The sequence below is a fragment of the Acidimicrobiia bacterium genome (genome assembly GCA_040878325.1).
GTDB lineage: Bacteria > Actinomycetota > Acidimicrobiia > Spongiisociales > UBA11373 > JAUYIV01.
The window spans coordinates 1-21,546 of sequence record JBBDMM010000009.1 but is presented as its reverse complement, the minus strand read 5'-3'; the positions used below and the strand labels follow the sequence as shown (position 1 = coordinate 21,546).

The 21,546-nt window shown below is 67.1% G+C and carries 21 protein-coding genes; 10 read left to right on the top strand and 11 right to left on the bottom strand.

Annotated elements, in window-relative coordinates:
• Positions 1-260: 260 nt before the first annotated feature.
• The gene (locus WD184_04810) at positions 261-1,499 is read right to left on the bottom strand and encodes a geranylgeranyl reductase family protein (GenBank protein ID MEX0826054.1); all 1,239 of its coding nucleotides are present in this window, start codon (positions 1,497-1,499) and stop codon (positions 261-263) included.
• An 83-nt stretch (positions 1,500-1,582) separates the two neighbouring features.
• Here WD184_04810 and WD184_04805 point away from each other — a divergent pair, with 83 nt between their 5' ends.
• Positions 1,583-2,590, top strand: coding sequence for a low specificity L-threonine aldolase (locus WD184_04805; GenBank protein MEX0826053.1), 1,008 nt, complete (start codon positions 1,583-1,585; stop codon positions 2,588-2,590).
• 98 nt (positions 2,591-2,688) lie between these two features.
• Here the strand turns inward: WD184_04805 and WD184_04800 are convergent, their stop codons facing one another.
• Together WD184_04800 and WD184_04795 are read right to left on the bottom strand one after the other, a co-directional pair.
• Positions 2,689-4,059 carry a cytochrome c gene (locus tag WD184_04800; GenBank protein MEX0826052.1) on the bottom strand — a complete coding sequence of 457 codons (1,371 nt, stop codon included), beginning with the start codon at positions 4,057-4,059 and terminating at the stop codon, positions 2,689-2,691.
• Positions 4,056-5,978, bottom strand: a complete 1,923-nt coding sequence (locus WD184_04795) for a cbb3-type cytochrome c oxidase subunit I (GenBank protein MEX0826051.1) — start codon at positions 5,976-5,978, stop codon at positions 4,056-4,058. The genes WD184_04800 and WD184_04795 overlap by 4 nt, the downstream gene beginning before the upstream one ends.
• Before the next feature lie 241 nt (positions 5,979-6,219).
• On the opposite strand from WD184_04795, the gene WD184_04790 reads away from it, so the two are divergent.
• From WD184_04790 to WD184_04760, 7 genes are all read left to right on the top strand, one after another.
• Entirely contained in the window at positions 6,220-6,840 is a 621-nt protein-coding gene (locus WD184_04790; protein MEX0826050.1) for a hypothetical protein, read from the top strand.
• Positions 6,840-7,289, top strand: a complete 450-nt coding sequence (locus tag WD184_04785; protein ID MEX0826049.1) for a 4Fe-4S binding protein — start codon at positions 6,840-6,842, stop codon at positions 7,287-7,289. The genes WD184_04790 and WD184_04785 overlap by 1 nt, the downstream gene beginning before the upstream one ends.
• Before the next feature lie 96 nt (positions 7,290-7,385).
• On the top strand, positions 7,386-8,165 hold the full coding sequence (gene extP / locus WD184_04780; GenBank protein ID MEX0826048.1) for a selenite/tellurite reduction operon b-type cytochrome ExtP: 780 nt from the start codon (positions 7,386-7,388) through the stop codon (positions 8,163-8,165).
• 10 nt (positions 8,166-8,175) lie between these two features.
• Positions 8,176-8,874 carry a menaquinol-cytochrome c reductase cytochrome b subunit gene (locus WD184_04775; GenBank protein MEX0826047.1) on the top strand — a complete coding sequence of 233 codons (699 nt, stop codon included), beginning with the start codon at positions 8,176-8,178 and terminating at the stop codon, positions 8,872-8,874.
• The gene (locus WD184_04770; GenBank protein ID MEX0826046.1) at positions 8,871-9,710 is read left to right on the top strand and encodes a ubiquinol-cytochrome c reductase iron-sulfur subunit; all 840 of its coding nucleotides are present in this window, start codon (positions 8,871-8,873) and stop codon (positions 9,708-9,710) included. Before WD184_04775 ends, WD184_04770 begins: the two co-directional genes overlap by 4 nt.
• Positions 9,711-9,730: 20 nt before the next feature.
• Entirely contained in the window at positions 9,731-11,230 is a 1,500-nt protein-coding gene (locus WD184_04765) for a c-type cytochrome (protein MEX0826045.1), read from the top strand.
• The gene (locus tag WD184_04760; GenBank protein ID MEX0826044.1) at positions 11,227-11,715 is read left to right on the top strand and encodes a hypothetical protein; all 489 of its coding nucleotides are present in this window, start codon (positions 11,227-11,229) and stop codon (positions 11,713-11,715) included. Before WD184_04765 ends, WD184_04760 begins: the two co-directional genes overlap by 4 nt.
• Positions 11,716-11,842: 127 nt before the next feature.
• Here WD184_04760 and WD184_04755 read toward each other — a convergent pair whose 3' ends face one another.
• The 3 genes from WD184_04755 to WD184_04745 all read right to left on the bottom strand — a co-directional run bounded on the left by WD184_04755 (position 11,843) and on the right by WD184_04745 (position 13,879).
• Positions 11,843-12,469: a redox-sensing transcriptional repressor Rex gene (locus WD184_04755; GenBank protein ID MEX0826043.1), complete on the bottom strand. Its 627-nt coding sequence runs from the start codon at positions 12,467-12,469 to the stop codon at positions 11,843-11,845.
• Positions 12,470-12,610: 141 nt separating this feature from the next.
• Entirely contained in the window at positions 12,611-12,844 is a 234-nt protein-coding gene (locus WD184_04750) for a glutaredoxin family protein (protein MEX0826042.1), read from the bottom strand.
• A 177-nt stretch (positions 12,845-13,021) separates the two neighbouring features.
• Positions 13,022-13,879, bottom strand: coding sequence for an SAM-dependent chlorinase/fluorinase (locus WD184_04745; protein ID MEX0826041.1), 858 nt, complete (start codon positions 13,877-13,879; stop codon positions 13,022-13,024).
• Positions 13,880-13,960: 81 nt separating this feature from the next.
• Here WD184_04745 and WD184_04740 point away from each other — a divergent pair, with 81 nt between their 5' ends.
• A complete protein-coding gene (locus WD184_04740) occupies positions 13,961-14,845 on the top strand; it encodes a Clp1/GlmU family protein (protein MEX0826040.1) in 885 nt (294 codons plus the stop codon).
• A gap of 513 nt (positions 14,846-15,358) precedes the next feature.
• Here the strand turns inward: WD184_04740 and WD184_04735 are convergent.
• From WD184_04735 to WD184_04715, 5 genes are all read right to left on the bottom strand, one after another.
• Positions 15,359-16,552 (bottom strand): glycosyltransferase, encoded by a 1,194-nt coding sequence (locus tag WD184_04735; protein ID MEX0826039.1) that lies wholly within the window; start codon positions 16,550-16,552, stop codon positions 15,359-15,361.
• A complete protein-coding gene (locus WD184_04730) occupies positions 16,549-17,436 on the bottom strand; it encodes a GNAT family N-acetyltransferase (protein MEX0826038.1) in 888 nt (295 codons plus the stop codon). Before WD184_04730 ends, WD184_04735 begins: the two co-directional genes overlap by 4 nt.
• The gene (locus WD184_04725; protein ID MEX0826037.1) at positions 17,433-18,353 is read right to left on the bottom strand and encodes an asparaginase; all 921 of its coding nucleotides are present in this window, start codon (positions 18,351-18,353) and stop codon (positions 17,433-17,435) included. Before WD184_04725 ends, WD184_04730 begins: the two co-directional genes overlap by 4 nt.
• 11 nt (positions 18,354-18,364) lie before the next feature.
• Positions 18,365-18,907: a hypothetical protein gene (locus WD184_04720; GenBank protein MEX0826036.1), complete on the bottom strand. Its 543-nt coding sequence runs from the start codon at positions 18,905-18,907 to the stop codon at positions 18,365-18,367.
• Between the two features lie 178 nt (positions 18,908-19,085).
• Positions 19,086-20,204 carry a peptidoglycan DD-metalloendopeptidase family protein gene (locus WD184_04715; protein ID MEX0826035.1) on the bottom strand — a complete coding sequence of 373 codons (1,119 nt, stop codon included), beginning with the start codon at positions 20,202-20,204 and terminating at the stop codon, positions 19,086-19,088.
• Positions 20,205-20,397: 193 nt separating this feature from the next.
• Between WD184_04715 and hisC the strand changes: the two genes are divergently transcribed.
• Positions 20,398-21,483 carry a histidinol-phosphate transaminase gene (gene hisC, locus WD184_04710; GenBank protein ID MEX0826034.1) on the top strand — a complete coding sequence of 362 codons (1,086 nt, stop codon included), beginning with the start codon at positions 20,398-20,400 and terminating at the stop codon, positions 21,481-21,483.
• The last annotated feature ends 63 nt before the right edge of the window (positions 21,484-21,546 follow it).

Below are 21,546 nucleotides of genomic sequence, written 5' to 3'. Positions count from 1 at the left end.
CCCCCCGAGTCGCGCTCGCTTCCCGCAAGAGCGTCCTCCCCCGGTACTCCGGGGGGGTGCCGGAGCGAAGCGAGGCGGAGGGGGCAGCGCGTCCTCCCCCCGGTACTCCGGGGGAGGTGCCGAAGCGAAGCGAGGCGGAGGGGGCAGCGTCCTCCCCCGGTACTCCGGGGGAGGTGCCGAAGCGAAGCGAGGCGGAGGGGGCAGCGGACCCCGCGTGCGCGCCGACGCGGGTCCAAGACCGATCGCTACCGACCCGGGACCTACCAGGGATCCGGCCCCACCCGCACGATCCGCTCAATCATCCCGTACGCCGTCTCGGCGAGGTGGCGTTCGTCGGGGCGGAGGATGTTGGCCATCACCCGGAGCACCCACTCCATCAGCGTCCGATTCCGCAGACCGGTGCGGGTGAGGATGCGCATCGCCCCCGGTTGGCCGATCAACCTGACGAACGCCCGGGCGACCCGGTAGTAGAGGTCGTACTCGTCGACCACTTGATCGCGGTAGCCCCAGATCAACGAGCCGTCTCGCTGCTCGATGGCGCGACCGAGGTGACCGGCCGCCATTCGTCCCGTCTCGTAGGCGTAAGCGATCCCCTCGCCGTTGAAGGGGTTGATCGCGCCGGCAGCGTCGCCGACAAGCAACCAGTTGCTGCCCACAAGGGGGCCCACCGAGAAAGACATCGGGAGCTTGCCTCCGCGGGGGTCGGTGAGTTTCGAGTCGCCGGTCAGTCCCCAATGCTCAGGGGCGGAGGCGACCATCGCATCCATGAGGTTGGAGGTATTGACCGACTTCCACCGATGGAATGTCGAAAGCACCCCCACCCCGATGTTGACCGAACCGTCGCCCATCGGGAACACCCAGCCGTAGCCGGGGATCGTGGTGCCCTCCGCATCGCGTAGGTCCAACTGGCTCTCCATGAAGCCGTCGTCGGCCATCGGGCTCGAGTAATACGCCCGCGCCGCCAGGCCATAGGGCCGACCCTTGTCACGCACCGCTCCGAGTGCCCGGCCGAAGCGGGAAAGCGAGCCGTCGGCGACGACGACGAAGCGGGGTTCGACCCGATCGACATCGCCGTTGGTGGCAAGGTCGACCCCGGCGATGCGGCCCGCCTCGACGATCGGGGTGGCGGTGGTGTTCTGGCGAACCACGACGCCCTGCTTCTCGGTGAGGGCGGCCAGCTGCATGTCGAGATCGGAGCGCCGGATGACTCCACCCCACGCCGGGAGAGTGGGGTGCTCGGGCCAAGGCATCTCGATCATCAGCTCCGAGGAGTACGCCCGCAGTCCGTTGACCCGGTGAAATTCGGTGACTTCGAAGTCGAAGCCCATGTCGATCAGCTGTCGGATCGACCGCGGGGTCAGCCCATCCCCGCAGGTCTTCTCCCGGGGATACTCCTTCTTCTCGACCACCAGCACCTCGTGTCCCGCCCGAGCCAGCCAATACGCCGCCGCGGTCCCTGCAGGACCACCGCCGACGACGAGGATTTCAGGAGACAACATGAGTGGGGAGGCTACAGAGAGTCAAGAGCCAAGAATCAAGAGCCAAGAGCCAAGACAGGACGCGCGGTTCTAACGTGCGACTCGTGATCGACCTCTTCTCCGATACCCACACTCTTCCCTCGGCCGGGATGCGTCAGGCGATGGCGGCAGCCGAGGTGGGTGACGAGCAGCTCGGGGAGGACCCCACCACCCGGCGGCTCGAGGGACGGGTGGCCGCCCTGCTCGGCAAGGAGGCTGCGCTCTTTCTCCCCACCGGGTCGATGTGCAACAAGGTGGCGATCTCGGCGCTGACTCGCGCCGGCGACGCCGTCGTGTGCGATCACCGGGCCCACGTCTACCGCTTCGAAGGGGGTGGACCGGCGATTCTTTCGGCGGTGGTGTTCGAACCGATCATCACCGAACGGGGCCACTTCACCCCGGACCAACTGGCGGCCGTTCTCAACAAAGGAAGCGTGTATCAACCGCGGACCTCGCTGGTCTCACTAGAGCAGACTCACAACTTCGGCGGCGGCACGGTGTGGCCCATCGACACATACGAGGCGGTCTGCGCCGCCGCCCGCGACTTCGGCGCGGCGGTCTACACCGATGGTGCCCGAGTCCTCAACGCGGTGGCCGCAACCGGGATCCCGGCCGCCAAGTGGGCAGCGCCAGTGGACGCCATATGGATCGACTTCTCAAAGGGCCTGGGGGCGCCTGGGGGCGCCGCCATCGCCGGGTCGGGCGAGTTCATATCCGCGGCCAATCGCTTCAAGTACCTGTATGGGGGGGCGATGAGGCAATCGGGCATCCTTGCCGCCGGGGCGCTCTACGGGCTCGAGCACAACATCGAGGAACTCGCCAGCGACCAGAGGAACGCCCAACGACTGGCCGAGGCGCTCATCGAACTCGGCCTCACCGTCGAGGAACCGGAATCGAACATGGTGTTCTTTCGGCCACCCGCCGGCACCGACATCAACATCTTCGTCGCCTCGATGGGAAAAGCCGGAGTCCGCGCCGCCCCGGTAGCCGGCCGCATCCGCCTGGTGACGCATCTCGGCGTCAGCGCGAAGGACGTGGAAGAGGCGATAAGGGCAATTGCGGGCCTGGTCTAAGGCGCGATACGCGATTCGGAGAGCCGGGAACCGGGTGTTCGAGTCTGTCGTATTGCGAATCGCGTATTGCGAATCGCGCCAGGCCGGCTTCGGCCGACCTACCCGGCCGACCCCTCCTCCAGCCCACAATCGGCGACGGTGCCCTCCAGCGGCAGACCGCCGAACTGGACCCGCTCGTAGAGCACCACCGAATGGAGCTCCTGTTCTGACAGCTGGGTGCCAAACGCCGGCATGACCACGCCCAACCCACCGACCGGCTTGTTGTTGGCCCCGTAGGTCGGGTCGGGCCACCCGTCAGAGCCCAGCGTCACCCATTCGATGTGGGTCGCGCAGCTCCCCTCCGGGAAGGTCTCGAGCAGATTCCCGTCGATGAACGAGGGGCCGACACCGCCGTCGCCAGCGGGACCGTGACACGCCCCACACAGGGCTCCGTACACCTCGGCACCGATCGCGAAGAAGTCGACCTCGTCCTGGCCGAACTCCGATCCGTCGCAGTTGACGGCGATCCCGGTCACCGGGTCGACCTCCAGGCTGCCGGCGTCGCCGCAATTGGGGCCGTTCGGTAGGAATGACGCATAGGTGATGGCAAACATCGGGACCGCCACAAACAGTGCGGCGAGCCAACGGGGGAAGGCACCCGAAGGAGTCACCAACTCCCGCTCCGGCCTCCGGTCGGTCTCGACGACGGCGGCCTCGGATTCCTCGGCGATGACCTCGATCTCGGCCGCCGGAGCCTCGGCGGCTGCAGGGGCCGAGGCCGCCGCCGCGGGGACGGCGGGTGGCGCCGGGGCCGCACCGGCGGCCGGCGCTTCGACTCCGGCCCACTCGGCAAGAACCTGCTCGGGGGTCTTGCCTTCCGCCTTGGCGCGAGCCGCGGCCGACCGCTTGGTCATCGCCTCGGGCAGACCCTGGGCCGCGGCCGCTTTCGCCAGCAGATCGGCCGCATCGACCGCCGGCGCGGCAGGCGCTGCCGCCGGAGGGGCTTCCCCCTCGGACGCGGCGGGGGCGGCAGCCGCCACCAGGGTGGCTTCAGCCGCCGGAGGCGTCGGGGCTGCCGCGCCGGCCGCCACCTCGACCCCGGCCCACTCAGCGAGAATCTCTTCGGTGGTCTTGCCTTCCTCCTTGGCGCGAGCGGCGGCGGAGCGCTTGGTCATGGCCTCGGGCAGACCCTGGGCAGCGGCCGCTTTCGTCAGCAGGTCGGCGGCATCGACCGGCGGCGCGGCAGCCACGGCGGCGGGCGCGGGCGCAGCCGCGGGAGCAGGCGCACCGGCCGAAGGAGTAGGGGCCGCAGCCGGTGTTTCGACCCTCGTTGGCGCCTCGGAGGCGGGATCGACTCCGGCCCATTCGCCGAGAAGCTCCTCGACGGTGCGGCCGGTTGCCTTCGAGCGAGCCTCGGCGGACTGGCGCACCATGCTCTCGGGCATCTTCAGGGCCTCAGCGGCCAGTCTGACGAGATCGTCGACGTTCATTTCAGCCCCGCAACGTAGGCGGCGAGCGCGGTCAGCTCGTCCTGGGTGAGGTACGAATAGGAAGGCATCACCGACCACGGTCGAGTCGCCCTCGGGTCGATGAGGTGATTGAGCACGTACGACGCGCTCCCGGCCGTCTCCCGCTCCTGAGTGTGGCCCAGGTCGGGTCCGAGTCGCCGGAAACCGAGCGTCCCCGTGGGGTCGTGGGCGTAGTCACCGGCCTCGGACACCCGACCCAACCCGACGTCGGTCACGACGGCACGCACCTGTTGTGTATGGCAGTACCAGCATCCCTCGGTGATGTAGAGCCGGCGACCCTGGTCGGCAATCGACCTTTCCGGGTACAGGCGGGACGAGTCGGCGAGTTGCGTCGGGGGTCGATCGGCGTCGACCGCGGGCAGGACGAAAGCTCCAAGCCCGGCCACGAGGAAGAGCAGTACCGCGCCCCGCACCACGACCGCCAGCCGCCCGATGATCATCGGAGCTCCCGGGGAGACCTCCGCCTCGCCCCGGGAAAGGACGAATCGGAGGGTGATGGCGGCGAAGATGAGCGCGCCAAGTGTCAACAGATCGAGACCGAGCGCCTGAGCAAGATCCGCCCCGGTGGTCGACGAGTTGACGAAACCATCGCCGAAGTTCTCGAACTCGCCCGACTGCACCCCGGCGAGCCACGCGTAACCCTGTTGCAGCCCGCCGACCAAACGGCTGGCGACCGAGATTCCGATGCCGCCAGCAGCGATCCACACCACGGCCCGACCCAACCCTGGTCGCCACGAGCGTCCCGACTCCGCCGGTATCACATGGGCGAGGGCGCCCATGGTCCACAGCGTGAATGCACCGAGAAGCATCGCCTGCTCGTAAGCCGACTCCCACTCGGTGAACTGCACGACCGCCGATACCGAACGCAGGCTTCCGAGAAACCCGATGAACGGGCCGAGGACGAAGAAGAAGGCTCCGGCGGCCAGGAACTGCAGTGGCGGTGACCCTGCCATCGATACCCAGCGCCGCCTCAACGCCAGCGACCAGTCGGTCACCACGGTGATCGCGGCAACGAGTACACCTGCGCCAAAGATCACCGGCAGTGTCCCTACCCAATCACCCACCGGCCCGTATTGAAAGGCGCGGCCTGTGGTCCATGCCCACGACAGGGTCAACGACCAGTAGGCGATGCGGCCCAGCCGCGGGTGGAGTTCGGCTCCCGGCACAAGCCGCCCGATCAGGTAGTAGCCCGCTCCCACCGCCGCCAGCGCCACCCAGAGACCGGTGACTGCGGCGCCGGTAAAGGCTCCCTGAATCTCACCGGGTACACCGCCGAGACCGGGCACCGCGCCGACCGCGTAGGACAGGAAGAGCATCCATGGAGCCGAAACGAGGAACCACCCCGCAAGCGGCAGCCGGTCACGATCTCCCCGGCGAGCAGTCGCTGTGACGATGACGGCGAGTCCGAAGTAGGCCGCCACCAGCGCTCCGTCGGCGAACCACGGCATCTCGAGATAGCGCCCACCGACTCCGTCCCCGAGAAGGATGGCACCGACCCCGGCCGCAACTCCGGCCGTCATCAGGCCGATGACCCCGAACGCGGCGAGCGGGAAGAACAATTTGGCGCCCACCAGTCGGGGCACCACGTGGAGGGCAACCGCCGCCAGCCCCAGCGTCAGCCACCCGAACAGCAGCGCATTCAGCCCGGCGGGGGCGAGCCTTCCGTACGAAAGGGATCCCGCGTCGAGACCGGCGTCGGAGAGCAATGTCGGCCAGCGGAGCAACACTGCAGCGACGGTGTAGAGCAGGAGGCCGAGCAGAAGAAACGCCGTGGCGGCCAACCCGGCCGTGCGAACGACGAAACCCGTACCGGGCTGGAGAGCGGGCCGGGATGCGGTGTCGGCGGGCTCCCGCTCTGACATCGTGTCTGCCGAGGTCACTGCCTCGAACCCTCCATCTCGTTCGCGATTGCGGCGGAAGGTTAGCCAGCCAGGGGGCTCGCTTTGCTCGCCCGCAATTGGCCAGCCGGAGGCTGGCTAAGGCGGCCAGGGGCCGCCCCGCAATCAATTCGCAATTCCTGCATGTCGACCTCAGGCCCGAGCAACCCCCTCACGCCGTCGGGGACTCGTGTCACGGGTTCGTGTCTTACAATGCCACGGCTCCTAGAGAGGTTCTGCACGCGTGACCAGTGAGAAGCGCAAGCGACTCGGCGTGATCGGCGTCGTACTCGGCTCCGTCCTGCTGATCGTCGGCGTCCTGATCGCTCACTTCACGAACCTCCCCGTCGAGAATTCGGTGGGACAGCCCATCCATCCGTCGATTCCCCGTTGCGCATTCTTCGAGGGCGATCCAGCCAAGTGCTGGGCCTTGCCGACGCTGGGCCACCTGACCGCGATTCTCGGGAGCCAGATCCTCATCGTCGCCATCGTCCTCGGATGGATCTTCGATCGGCCGCTCACATGGGCGCGGGCGACGCTGGGGGCGTTCCTCTTCACGCTCGAAGCCATGATCCTGTTCGGGATCGTCCCCAACGAGTGGCTCTCCCTCACCCAGGGCCCGCTCGAGTGGACCCGACAACGGGATGCCTTCACCATCCCGAAATGGCTGGTGCTCAACAACAACGTGACGATCACCTTCGGCGTGCTGAAAGACATCGTCGTCGCCGGATACATGACGAACACGCTGGTGATCATCCTGGTGGGGGCGTACAAGTACCAGGAGTGGTCCAAGCGTCGTGGTGAGCCGCGCCCAGCCACGACCTCGGTCTACGGACGCCCGGTGGTACGGGGTGGTGGTCGCTGATGGCCCGTTCGGAAGTCTGGCTCGAAACCCCGCCGTTTCGCGACGACTATCAGCTGACCCTGGTCGAGGGCGACTACCTGGCCGCAGCCGTCAAGCCGAAGCAGTTCCTCCACATCGACCAGTCGGAATGCATCCTCTGCGAGGGATGCGTGGACATCTGCCCGTGGAAGTGCATCCACTACCTGTCGATGGACGCCATCGCCGAGGCGACCAACGTGTCGGATCCGCGGGCGGACGCCACCAATTTCGGCATCTTCGTGGTCGACGAGGACGAGTGCACCCGGTGCGCCCTGTGCGTCGACCGATGCCCCACCGGCGTCATTTCTCTGGGCAAGTACGAGGGCTCAGTCGCCGCGCTGACCGGCGAGATGGGGATCACCGCGCCATGGGAGATCGACTCGGGCCAGCGGGACTCCAAGAATGGTTACGCGTATGGAATGCGGTTCTGAGAGGCACGAGTAGACGAGCAGCAGGACGCCGGGGGGATTTGACCTCGGGAGGGGTCAGGGCGGAGAGTACGGGCGATTGAGGGACGAGGAGCGCGGATGACCTCGAACGGCAACGGACGCAAGACCATCGGCTCCCGCATCGGCGGGATCGGAGCGAAGCTCCGCGGGTCCGAGTTCTGGGAGTCGGTCTTCCGGCCCGGATCTCCCTTCCGCAAGGGCTACAGCGACAGCCCCCGCAACCGGTCGTACGTGATCATGAACAACGTGCTGTATCACCTCCATCCGGTGAAGGTGAAGCGGCACGGGGTTCGTCTCTCGTACACCCTTTGTCTCGGCGGGTTGTCGTTCTTCCTCTTCATCCTGCTGACGATCACCGGCATCTTCTTGATGTTCTATTACACCCCGGCGGTGCCCGACGCGTACGTGGACACCGCCGCCCTCTCGACCAACGTCGCATTCGGGCAGCTGGTGCGGAACCTCCACCGATGGGGCGCTCACCTGATGGTGATCACCGTCTTCCTCCACATGACCCGGGTGTTCTATCACGGGGCGTACAAGCCGCCGCGAGAGTTCAACTGGGTGGTCGGGGTCGTTCTCCTCTTCCTCACCTTGCTCCTCTCGTTCACCGGGTACCTGCTGCCCTGGGATCAGCTGGCGCTGTGGGCGGTGACCGTCGGATCGAACATGGCCGGCTACACCCCGGTCTTCGGCGACCAGGTTTCGTTCGTTCTGCTGGGTGGCATCCAGGTGGGTGCCTCCACCCTGCTCCGGTTCTACGTGCTGCATGTCCTCGCCCTGCCGTTCTTGATCGTCATCTTCATGGCGGTCCACTTCTGGCGGGTGCGCAAGGACGGCGGCGTCTCGGGTCCCCTCTGAGGAAGCGGCCATGGCAGAAATCCCCGAACACCTACTGAGACGATCGGCGCAGGCGAAGGCGAAGGCCCTCGGCGTCCCGTTCGAGCAGGTGCTGGCAGAGATGTCCGGCGGCACCCTCGCGGCAGCCCCGGCCGCCGCACCCGCCGCAGGAGCCGCCGCCGCGCAGGCGCCGGCCGCGGCGCCGGCCCGATCCGCCCCGGCGATCCCCGAGGGTGTGCGCACCCAGCGGTTGCTGACGGTGGTGAAGGCCAACGCGATCCAGCAGGTGAAGCGAGAGCCCACCGACAAGGTGAGCGTCTGGCCTCACCTGGTGGCGATGGAATTCGTCGCGTTGCTGGTGGTGACCGCGCTGCTGACCGTCTTCTCGGTGTTCCAGGACGCGCCGCTGCTCGAGCTGGCGAACCCCAACGCCCAGCCGAACCCGTCGAAGGCACCCTGGTACTTCCTCGGCCTCCAGGAACTGCTGTCCTACTTCGACCCGCAGGTCGCCGGTGTGCTGATTCCCGGCCTGGGCTTGGCCGGGCTCGCCGCCATACCCTACGTGGACCGCAACCGCTCCATCCGGCCCTCCGACCGCAAGTTCGCCATCATGGTGTTCACCTTCTTCGTGGTGGCTTCGGCGATCCTGACCACCATCGGGTCGTTCTATCGAGGGCCCGGGTTCAACTTCACCTTCCCCTGGCGTGACGGAATCTTCTTCGACCTATGAGCACGACCCAGATCCTCGTGTTCGCGTTCGCCGGATTGGCGCTGGTCGCCCTTGCCGCCATCTTCTCGATCGCCTTCCGCCGGGGGGGCAACGTCGACGCCCCACCCCGCGTCGGGCGGCTCGACCGAAAGACCCGGAGCCGCGACCGCAAGGGAGACCGCGATCGACGAGCCCGCGCCGAAGAGGCCGCAGCCGAGCCGGCTGCCGACGCGGAGAGCGAAGCCGAGCCCGTCCCGGTCGATCCCCGGGAGGATCGCGAATTGGTCGATGCCGACACGATGGGCGTGACCCGCCGCCAGTTCTTCAACCGGGGGCTCGGCGGGGTGTTCGGCCTGTTCCTCGCTCAGTTCGGCATCGCCGCGCTGGCGTTCATGTGGCCGAAGCTGCGCTCCGGCGGCTTCGGATCCAAGATCAACGCCGGCCGCGCCGAGGATCTCGCCGCCCAGGTGTTCCTGTCGGATGGCCGGGTGAGCCCGCTGTTCGTGCCGGCCGCCCAGTCCTACGTCGTGCCATTCCAGGGAGATACCGCCGGCACCTCGTTCGAGGGTCTCCCGGTGGTTGCCGGGGGGCTCATGGCGCTGTGGCAACGCTGCGTTCACCTCGGCTGCCGGGTGCCGCAGTGCCAGGCGTCTCAGGGTTTCGAATGCCCGTGCCACGGTTCCAAGTACAACTACCACGGCGAATACGAGGATGGCCCCGCCCCCCGCAACCTCGACCGTTTCGTGGTCGAGATCGACGATACCGGGCAGTTCATCATCGACACCGGCACCGTGATCCAGACGTCGCGGGCGTCTACCAAGAGCACCGAGTACCCGCAGGGACCGTCGTGCTTTTGATCGAGCCGGTGGCCTGAGCGATGGGAATCGGCGCCGCCACCCTTGCCCTCGCCGTACTGGCCGTCATCGGATGGCTGGCATTTTTGGTGACCCAATCCCGGGTCGCCCGCCGCCGCGAGGCGCCACCGCAGAACCTCACCCCCTACATGACCGACGACGAGCTCGAGTCGAAACGGCTCAACAAGGTGCTGGTGGCGGCGCTCCTCACCACTGCGGTGATCGCCATCACCATGCCCGTGTACTTCCTGAACGAGACGAGTCGCCAGGCGTCCGCGGAGCACCGCTTCGAGGAGATCGCCATCGAACGAGGCCATGAGTGGTGGCTCGAGTTCCAGTGCTTCAACTGTCATGGCATCGAAGGCGGTGGCGGAGGTGCCCCCTTCGTCGAGCCCCGCAGCGGGATCCCCACCACCTGGTCGGCACCGTCCCTCAACGACATTCTCTACCGCTACTCCGAAGATGAGGTGCGGTTCTGGATCGTCTACGGCCGTCAGGGGACACCGATGCCGGCGTGGGGTGTCGAGGGTGGCGGTCCGCTCAACACCCAGCAGGTGGATGAACTGATCGCCTACATCCGCACCTTGCAGATACCCCAATCGGAGGTGCTGGCAGCGGTCGATCGCACCGTCGACTCCGAGATCCGCCGCGCCCAGGTCGCAGATGCCACCGTCGACGCCGCCATCGCGGTCCAGCAGGCGGAGGTGGCCGCGCTGGCGGTGATCCCCGACCAGCACGCGGCGGTGCAGGGCCTGCCCGCGGAGCTGGAGGGGGTTCTCACCGGATCCGGCACCTGCACCACCGCCTCGTCCCGGCTCTACGGCACGACCTGTGCCTCCCCGGGGCCCGACCAGGACCGGGACGGCCTGAGCGATGGAACAGAGGCAGTATTGAACGATCTTCTCGACCGCCTCATCAGCAACTCCCCACCCAGCCCGCCCCGCACCGAACTCGAGCGGCTGGAGTTCGATCCGGCGAATGCTTTCACCACCAGCGAAGGTTCCACCGCGATTCCCGATCTCGACCAGGCGACCATCATGGTCACCGAGTTCAACTCGATCGCCCGCGACCTCCGGCTGACCAACGAGAACCTGGCTTCCCTGGTGACGACCGCCGAACAGGGGCTCGCCTTCCTCCTCGAGCAACGCGAGGAGCGCCCCTACGCAATCGACATCGAGACCATGGCCGCCGACGCGTTCGAGGGTGACATCGAGACTGCCCAACGGGCCGCGGCGCTGTACAACCTGTACTGCGCCCGTTGCCACACCGCCGGTTTCTCAGCGGGCCTGCCCTTCACCCAGGAGCCGGGGTCGGGTGCCTTCGGGCCTGCGCTGTTCGACGGTCGCACGGTGATCCAGTTCCCCGACCCGGCCGATCACTACACATTCGTGGTGCGCGGTTCCGACAATGCTGTCGCTTACGGCATCAACGGAATCGGGCGCGGCTGGATGCCGGGGTTCGGCGCCCTGCTCAGCGCCGCCGACATCGAGCTGATCGTCCAATTCGAAAGGGCACTGCCATGATCCGGCGCATCCGCTCCGACGAGCGAGGGCTCAGCAGGCTCGAGTGGCTCGGTGTCGCGCTGCTCGTCGTGGTGCTCCTGTCGCTGCTGCCCCAGGTTCGGGGTGCAATCGACTGGGCATACGAGACGCTGGTGGGTAAGAACAACGTCGGTCCCGATGGCGAGCCCCAGCCCGGCGTCCTGGTCCGAGGGATCATCGTGGCGGTGGGAGCGGCGGCGGTGTTCGTCGGAACGGTCTATCTGATCAACTTCACCAACCTCGGCCACCGCCTGGCGTTCCTGGTGACGGGTGCGGCCACCTTCGGCTTTCTCGCCGTCGTCGGACTGCTCTACACGTTGTACGCCCCCCGCGGCCTCCGGCCGACACTGATCGACGGGTTGAACGCCTTCCAAATCAGGATCCTGCCCGGCGCCCTGATGGTCGGCTCGATCATCTTGTTCGCGATGTTCGTAGCTGCGTTGGGCCGCCTCGACGCGGAGGAGTAGAAGAGGCCTCGCTTCGCTCGGCCGGCGATTGGCGATTGGCGATTGGCGATTGGCGAGACGCGTCCGAAGTCTCGGGCGTGTTCGGTCATCTCGCTGGAGGCTGGAGGCTGGAGGCTCGAAGCTGGCTTCAGCCGCTCTGCCGGTGCAGGTAGAACGAGAGCACCTGCAGTTCCGTCGACAGGTCCACCCGTCGAACATCGACACCCTCGGGCGCCCGGATGACCGTCGGCGCGAAGTTCAGGATCGAGAGGATTCCCGCGTCGGCCAATTGCTCTGCCACCTGCTGGGCAGCGGCTGCCGGCGTGGTGACGATCCCGATCCGCGCTTCGCGGTCCGCCACCGCCGAATTGAGGCTGGACATCGGCTCGACCACGAGGCCGTCGATCAATTGGCCCACCTTGTGAGGGTCGGCATCGAACAAGCCCACGATCCGGAACCGTCGCGCGCTGAAACCGGCATAGTTCGCCAACGCGCGCCCGAGGTTGCCCACACCCACGATCACCACCGCCCAGTCGCGCTCGAGCCCCAACTCCAGCCCGATCTGCAGCTTGAGGCGCTCCACCTCGTAGCCGACCCCGCGAACGCCGTACGAACCCAGATAGGAGAGGTCTTTGCGCACCTTGGCGCCGTTTACCCCGGCGAGGACGGCGATCTCGTCCGACGACACCCGTTCCTGCCCCGTCGGAAGGCCCTCGAGGCACCTGAGGTACACCGGCAGCCGCTGAACGGTCACCTTGGGGATCGCGGTCTTCACAATCGCGCAATATAGACCCAGCATCGCGACGTCTCGCCGGAGCAAGAAGCAAGTCGCAGGAAGCAGGTCGCAGGAAGCAGGAGAGCCGGTCTCCGCGTCTGCCAATCGCCAATCGCCAATCGCCGCCGAGCACCGCGAGGCTCACCGCAGCGCGCGTCGCACTGCCCGGGGTGTGAAGACCCCGGCCAGTACCTCCGACCCGTCGCGGAGGACCACCGGCACCCGATCGCCATAGCGATCGCGCAGAGTCGGATCGCTGTCGACGTCGATGATCCGCACGGTGTGGCGGCGACGCCGCGCCTGCGCCTCGACCACGGGAAGGGCTTCCACGCAAAGCAGGCAGCGGTCCCGGGTGAGGAAGGTGAGGTCACTCATACTCGACCCGCCCCGCGCTGGTTATCGTCGACGGGGTGCGCCCGGCCACCGTCATCACCATCCTCCTCCTCCTGCTGATGCTCGGAGTAGCGGCGGTGGCGTTCGTCATCCGCCTCCAATCGGTCTGAGTCAGTCACCGGGCGGCCGGCCCAGTCACCAGTCACCAATCTTCACTCTTCAGTCTTGGCTCTTGACTCGTGGCTCTATCTCGACCCTCGTACCCCGACCACTGGGGGCCACGGGGCCGAATACCACGGCAGTCCCTTCGGCCATCCCCAACTCTTCATCTGCCCGCCCTCCCGGGACGGCCACCGCGATCATGCCGGATGAATCGACGTGGACGAGGGGGTCGTCTCCACTGCCATATCCGACCCGCCACTCCACCTCGTGAATCTGCGTGCCGGTGCGGATCGTCATCGAGTCCCCGGGGTGCACCCCGATGGCTTCGAGGTCCTCCGGGGAGACGTTCGTCTCGGCGTTGCCGAAGCCATCGACCCACCAGACCTCGCCGGCGACCGTGCCGTCGATGTGCTCCACCAGGGGCAGCAGCAGCGGTGTCAATGAACCGGGCGGCACCTCGGGCCCCAGGTCGATGAGAGCAGCCTCCCCCGATGCGAGTACTGCCGCCGCCGGGGCGAACACATCGCGCCCATCGAAAGTGGGTCCACTGCGGGGCAGCCGGAACTCCTCCGCCTCGAGCGAGACGATGCGGGTGGCGCCGCCGACAATCGCCACCGCCGGGGCCAGCAATCCATTGTCTGGACCCACGAAGTACCCCCACCCGGTCTCGGCCGCGATCGCCCGCCGCTCACCTCCCACTCCCGGATCGACTACCGCGAGGACCACCCCGTTCGGCAGGAACTGAATCGCCCGGGTGAGAGCAAGCGCCCCGGCGCGCACATTCCCCCGAGGAATGCCATGGGTGACATCGATGACCTCGACATCGACCGAAATCCGGCGGATCACGCCGTGGACCACCCCGACGAATTCGTCGGCGTGCCCGAAGTCACTGAGAAACGAGATGGGGCGCGTCACCGGATGGACAGTACTTCGCGCTCCCTACCTGCCGTCTACGGTCTACGGTCTGGAGCGATCAGACACCCGATCGGGGCAACCGTGACAGAAGACATCCACTCAGGGCTCATCGAGGACATGGTGCGCCGCCGCGGGGTCGTGATGCTGATCGGGTCCGCCGACACCGGCAAGACCACCTTCGCCCGGCGATTGATCGCGGCTGCCCTCGCCGCCGGCCGGTCCGTCGCTTTCGTCGATGCCGACACCGACCAGTCCACCATCGGGCCGCCCGGATGCATCGGGATGGCAGTCATCGAGAGTCCCGTCGATCTCGATGGCACGATCGAGGCCGAACGCCTCCAGTTCGTCGGAGCGATCCTTCCCGAGCGAGTGATCCTCCAGCAGGTCGTGGCGACTGCGGTGCTGGTGGGTGAGGCCCGCGAGCGCGCCGACCTCGTAGTGGTCGACACCAGCGGCACGGTGTCCGGCGTCGTCGGCCAGACCCTCAAGTACCACAAGATGGAGTTGTGCCGTCCCGAGGTCGTCATCGGATTCCAACGCGGCGCCGAGATCGAGCCGCTCGTCGGAATGCTGCGCCGCTTCTTCACCGCCGAGGTCGAAGTGGCCCCGGTCGACCCGGACGTGCGGCCCGCGAGTCCCGAAGATCGCCGGACATGGCGAGCCAAGGCATTCGCCACTGCCTTTGCCGAGCCGCTGCAGAGGTGGCGAGTTCGCAACAGTGTTTTCGCGCCAACGCTCCCCGCCGGCCTCGATCTCGCTCGACTCGAAGGCGTTCTGGTGGGACTCCAGGACGGAGGCGGCAGGTGCCTGGGCCTCGGCGTGCTCGAACACGATGATGGCCAGCTCAAGGTCATCACCAACCGGGGCCAGGGTATGAGAGGCCTGTGGCTCGGCTCGCTCCGCCTCGACCTCGACACATTCGAAGTCTCCACGGTGCGGTTGGGCGACTTGATGTTCGGGATCTGAGGGAGCCTCCAGCCTCCAGCAAGATCGCTTAAACCGTCCGCGCGTAGACGTCTCGCTGGGTTTCGCCTTTCGCCCTTCGCCTTTCGCCTTCGATCGCGAAAAAGAAGCATGAGCCCTACTTGTCGACACCGCTTGTGCACAACCCCCTGTGGATAGCGGTGGATATGTGGAGAACCATATCGCCGGGGCATCGACAGAGTGGAAAGACCGCTCGGATCGACAGTTGCATTGCCGAAGTCGCGAAAACCTGGCTAGCTCGAGAGGCTTGACCTTGCCGACACCGGGCCGTAGTTTCGACGGTGCAAGGCCCAAGGTGCCGATGCGGCGAAGACCTCGTTTGGGGAAGTGCGGGGACAACGCCGTGGAGGTTCCTTGGGCCTTTGCATTCACGAGTCGCCAGTCCCCAGTCGCCAGTCCAGACGCGACGGTCATCTCCGGGGCGGATGGGATCCGGTCCCGGCCGCTACGACACACATGTGTGGCTGGAGACTGGAGGCTGGAGATTGGAGACTGCTACTCCTCCACCATCCCGGTGTAGAGCTCCAAGAGGCGGTCGGCGGTGGAATCCCATGAGAAGCCGGCGGCGTGGGCGATGGCTCCGGCAGAGAGGCGTGCCGCCTCCTCTGGGTCATCGAGGATCTTGGAGATCGCCGCGGCGTACACCGCGGGGTCCTCCCCGGAGACCAGGAATCCGGACTCGCCATCGGCGACCGAGTAAGCGAGACCTCCCACCCGGGCAGCCACCACCGGGGTACCGGAGGCCTGGGCCTCAACGGCCACCAACCCGAACGACTCGGAGCGTGACGGAACCACCACGACATTGGCCGCCCGATAGGCGCAGACGACCTCCTCGTGGGCAACCGGGGGCCTGAACAGCACCCTGTCCGGGGCGACCTCTGCGGCGATCGCCTGGAGCCGGGCTAGCTCGGCCTCTCCGTCGGGCCCGCTCGGGCCGCCAATGACCAGCAGCCTCACGTCGCCATCAAGGTGTTCGAGCGCCCGGATCGCCACCTCGATGCCTTTGAGCGCCTGGATTCTCCCGACGACCGCGATCCACCGCGCCTCGGTGTCGATACCCAGGCAACGGCGGGCCTCGATCGCATCCCCGGGGGAGAACACCTCGTGGTCGACCCCCGGAGAAGACACGCAGAGCCGCTCGGGCAAGGCCTGATAGTGCTCGAGGAGGTCGGCAGCATCGGCGGGAGTAGAGGCGACGACGCATCGAGCCCGCGCCACCACCTCGGTCTCGGTGGCGATCCGTACCAACGACTCACGCGGCTCCCCCGGCGAACGGGCCGCCTCCTTGACCCGACCCAGCGTGTGGAACGAAATCGCGAAGGGAACCCCAAGCCGCTCCTGGAGCAGCAGGCCGGCCCACCCCGACAGCCAGTAGTGGCTATGGATGACGTCGTACTCGATGCCCTCGCACTCGATCCACTTCTCGACCCCCTCCGCGAAGGACCGCACGATGTCGGCTCGCTCGTCGCCTGACGCGGAGATCTGGATCACCCGGTATCCGGGTTCGACCTTGGTCTCCTCCAGCACATCCGCTCCGAAGCGCCTGGTGTAGACATCGACGGCCACGCCGCGCCGCGCCAGGGTGCGAGCCAGGGAGTCGACATACACGTTCATCCCACCTGCATCGCCTGTGCCCGGGGCGTCGAGCGGTGAGGAATGGACCGAGATGAAGGCAACCCTGCGGATCACGGCGTGGTTCCCTGTATCGCCACGAGCGGCCGGGCCATCGCGCCGAACCGACGCTTGTACTTCTCGGTGCCCTTGAGGAAATCGAACCGCTGCTTGCCGGCGGCCCCTGCCGCTCGGATCAGGCGGTCGCACAGCACGATTCCTGGTGAGCCAGCCGTCGCCGCGGGGTCGAACGAGGAGTTGTAGAGGTAATAGGTGTCCTCGTCCTCGAACCCGAACGCCGCCGCCACGGGCCGCCCGCCACCGTCGATCAGAAGGTCGAGCACGGCTCCGCGGATCCGCAGCAGATCCCGAAAGAACGCCTCCATGCCGTCGGTCATGAACTCGCCTTTCTCCCCGGGGGCGGCGCGGTGCATCTCCACGAAGACCTCAAACCCCGAATCGGCTCTCCGCAGTCCCGGGTCTCCGAAGTGCTCTTCGAAGCGTCGGATTTTTCGCCTGATCTCGTGCCGATGCTTTCCGTCGAGCTTCGCGGTGTAGTCGCCGTCAGGAAGGTCGAGCACCATGGTCGCCGCATGCTCGGACGAGGCGACGGTCGCACCCGATGCGGCCAGGGCCGCGATCAAGGGTCGGGCCGCCTCCCAAGGCAGCGAGTCGAACGCGATGGCGCTCCCCGCGGGAACGGCAGACAGCAGCGACTCCACCAACGCCGGCACGTCAGCTCCCAATGGCGAGTGGTAATCGGTCAGATCTGCTTCACCGGCGATGCGGACTACCCCATCACCGAGCACCAGAGGCAGCGCGGTGCCCGAGTGCTCGACTGCGATGGGCGTGCCGATCCCCCGATGCCGCCACCAGACTTCGACGAACTCGGCGCGCGGGAAAGGCCCCACGTGGGGAGCAAGGGGCGCTCCCGCCCGGTCGAGTGGAGACCACTCGCTCATGCCAGCACTTCGAGCCGACCGACGGGTCGTCCCCCGCCAAGCACCGGAGGATTGGCGATCTCGGCCAACTGGGACCGGGGGTGGCCCGCCAGCATCCCCAGCCGATCGATCAGCGCTATCAGCCCCACCATGGCGGGCGCGCTCTGACCGGACCAGCACTTCACGGCAAACCCGACGTCGCCCTCGAGCCAACCCGCTCCGATGCACCCCATCGCCCCGCCTTTGACGACGGCGGGGAACCACCGGGCTAGCACTGCCTCGGCCCGATCGCCGTCTGATGTCAGCGAGGCATACCGGGCGGAGTTCTCGGCGATAGCCCGCAGCTCCGGCTGGGTGACCGCCTGCGCGAAGAACCTCGCAAGGCCAACGACGTCGCCCCGCAGAACCGGAACTCCGCAGCCGTCAACGCCGGTTGGGGTCACCGGGGCCCCGATGATCTCGGTCGCAAAGTCCACCACTTGCTGTTGCAGTGGGTGATCGGCCGGGGTGTACTCCAGGGGCCACCCCTGCGCCACACACGCTCGCAGCATCGCGGCGTGCTTTCCCGAGCAGTTGTGAAAGAGCGCGTTCTTCGCGTCGTTTCCCTCAGCCTTCAGCCGGGCCTCCTCATCGGCGCTGGCGGGCCAATCCGGAGGGCAGCGAAGGTGACCGGAGTCCAATCCGACCTCGCCCAACATCTTGGTGACGATCGACGTGTGAACCCGTTGGCCGCCGTGGCTCGCGGCCGCCAGCGCGAGTTGCCCAGGCCCGAGGTCCGCCCCGTTGCGAACGCAGATGGCGGCTTGGAGGGGCTTCACCGCCGAGCGATAGAAAAAGGGTCGGTCGCGGTCTTCCCCTAACGCGGCCAGCACCCGCCCGGTCGAATCCACCGCGGCCGCCACCACTGGGTGAACCGCCTCGACCAGTCCGGACCTCACCGAGCCGACGATCACCCGCGGGCGAGCAACTCACCGGGATCGGCCAAGCCCTCCCGATAGCGGCGGGTCAGCTCTTCCTGGAGCCGGTCGAGGGCGGCGTGGGCGCTACGGCGTTGCTGTGAGATGGCTGCTTCGACCTCCGTGAGAAACGATTGCGTCTCTCTCAGGTCGTCGTCGGTCACCGACGGCAGCCGGGTGAGGAAATCCCCCTCGAGGGCCCGGTCCACGAGCCTCCTGCCGGGGGAGGGGATGTCGGGAACCTCGATTGAAATCATCCGCTCGGGGAGCCCGTCGGACGACTTGTAGGCGCCTTCCGACAGGATCCGGGGCAAGGCTTCGATGAGGGACTCCGTCTCGTCGCCCGCCCGGCGGCGCAGCTCGAATGCGAGCAGGTCCATCCGCCCGTGCAGCATCCGGCGGTAGTACGACAGTTCGACGTCGAGGTCGTCACACATCTGCCTTCGGGAGCGGACGGCATCGGTGGTCAGATCCTCGAGGTTCGCGAGAAAGCCCGGATCCTGGATCTGATCGATGCGGCGGCGACTGTCGGTCATGTGCGGTACAGGGTAATGGGCCATCGAAGGCGATTGGCGATGCAGGATGGAGCGCGCCCGCCCTGACGGCCACGGCGGGGTTGAGGCCCCGCATCCATGCCCCCACGCGATGGAGTTCGGCGAAGCCGAACTCCCAAGCTGCCCGAAGGGCAGCCGTCGGCCCGGGAAACAACAGGCCCTAACAGGTCGCGGCCACCGTGGGGTACGGGTTGACCGCGGTGATGCCGCCGGGATAGATGCCGAAGTGGAGGTGATAAGCCCCGGGAGGCGGGTTGCCGGTGTCGCCGACATAGCCGATCACCTGGCCGTGGCTCACCCGCTGCCCGCTGGAGAGCCCCGCCGGGTAGGAGTCGAGGTGGGCGTAGAAGTAGTTGACGCCGTGATCGGCGTACAGCCAGACGATGTACCCGCCGAGCCCGTCATACGACTTGCGAATGATCCCGTCGCCCACCGCCACCAGAGGGGTGCCGCGGGGGCTGAACATGTCGGTTCCCTTGTGGGTGCGGGTGCCGCCCGACCGAGGCGCTCCCCAGGTGTCGTTGAAGAAGGTGGGGCCGTCGATGGGGCAGATGAAGCCCGGGGTCACCCACATCGGGACTCCGAGCGGCGGAGCGCCCAGGGCGGCGCGCATCTCGTCTCGGCGGCGCTGCTCCTCGGCTTCAATTCGCTGCTGCTCGGCCAGTTCTGCCTCGGCTTCCTCGAGCACCTCTTCGGCTGCCTCGAAGGTCTCGTCGGCCGATTCGAACAGCTCGTTCATTCGCGCCACGACGGCCTCGGCTTCGAACCGCAAGGCCGCGATGCGCTCGGTGTCGGCGTCGAGGCTCGTCCGTAGTCGGTCCATCTCGGCCGTGGCGGCGACCAGACTGTCGAGTGCAGCCGAGTCCGACTCCACCGCGATCGAGAGGACCTCTCGGGCGATGATGCTCTGCTGCACCTCTTCGGGCGAGAACATCCGGGTCACCGGGTCGCGGGTGTCGCCGTTCATGTACGACTCGACCGCCCGGTGCCGTATCTGGTCTCGCAACTCGAGTGTGCGGTCCTCGTAGATATCCAACTGGCTTCGCAGCCGCCCGATTCGAAAGGTCAGTTCCTCGAGTTCAGAGCGGATCGCCTCGTAGGAGGTCACCGCGGCCGCCAGGTCCTCGAGGGCGGCCGCCCTCTCGAGGGCGGCGGCTTCGGCCTCCTGGCGGGCGCGTTCGACCTCCCCTTCATCGATCGAAAAGGCGGGTGTCGTGCTCGAGAGCACCAGGGCGAGGAGGGCGAGGGCCATGGCCACTCGCGGTAGCCGCCAGGTCACGCCGAGCATCGTAAGTCGGCCTGGGGATAAGTCACGGTAATTCGCTTTCGGCAGAAAGGGGCGCGGAGTGGAGGGAGTTGGTTGGCCGGCCTGCGACCGGCCAGCGATGGGCGAAAGGCGAAACCCGGCCCACATATCCGCGAGGTGCGCCGCGCATCGCGCATCGCGCATCGCGCAACTAGCGTGCCGGAGCATGCCGCCGCGCTATCGACCGGACCTCGATCGCATTCACCCCTACCGGCCGGGCCGACCGATCGCCGAGGTCGCCGCCGAGTACGGCCTGGCCGATGTCATCAAGCTCGCTTCGAACGAGAGCCCGGAGCCCCCGTTCCCCGAGGTGCAGCAGGTGATCGCAGCACACGCCTCCACCCTCAACCGGTACCCGGACAATGCCAAGCCACTGCTGGTCGGTGCCCTTGCCGATCACCTCGCGGTACCCGCCGAGCGCATCTGGTGCGGCGGGGCCAGCAACGAGTTGATGCTGATCACCGCGTTTGTGATGGGCGGCCGGGGCACCTCCTCGGTGTACGGATGGCCGTCTTTCAGCCTCTATCAGATCGCATCGCGCGCCGCGTTCGCCGAGGACATCGCGGTGCCGCTGGACGACCGGCATCGCCACGACCTCGAGGCGATGCGAACGGCGATCAGATCCGACACCACGGTGGTCTACGTCTGCAACCCGAACAACCCCACCAGCACCCATGTCGCCGGTGATGCCCTCGAGGAGTTCATCGACTCGGTGCCCGACCACGTACTGGTGGTCATCGATGAGGCCTACGCCGAGTTCGCCATCAGCCCCGACTTTCGCTCGATGATCCCCCTCGCGGCCGAACGAGACAACGTCATGGTGACCCGGACTTTTTCCAAGGTCTACGGCCTCGCCGGGCTCCGGATCGGGTACGCCATCACCCACCCGGAGTCGATCGAGCACTTCCGGCGGATCCAGTTGCCGTTCACCGTGAACACCCTTGGCGAGGTCGCCGCCACCGAAGCTCTCCGCCACCAGCACCGGGTGAAGGAACGAGTCGCCCGGAACGCCGAGGCGGTCGAGTTCCTGAGCGGGACTCTCCTCGCCCGCGACATCGAGGTGGCCGAGAGTCAGACCAACTTCGTGTACGCCAACTTCCGTGACGACGGGAAGGCGGTCACCCAGGCCCTGCTCGAGCAGGGCATCATCGTCCGCCCGGTGCCACCGGACGGCTGGCTGAGGATCACCGCCGGAACCCCCGAAGAGAACGAGCGCTTCGCGCGAGCCCTCGCTTCGCTCGGTCCGCGATAAGCAATAGGGGTGAACCATCAGGACATCGTTGACACATTTCCATCAGAACATCGTTGACACTTT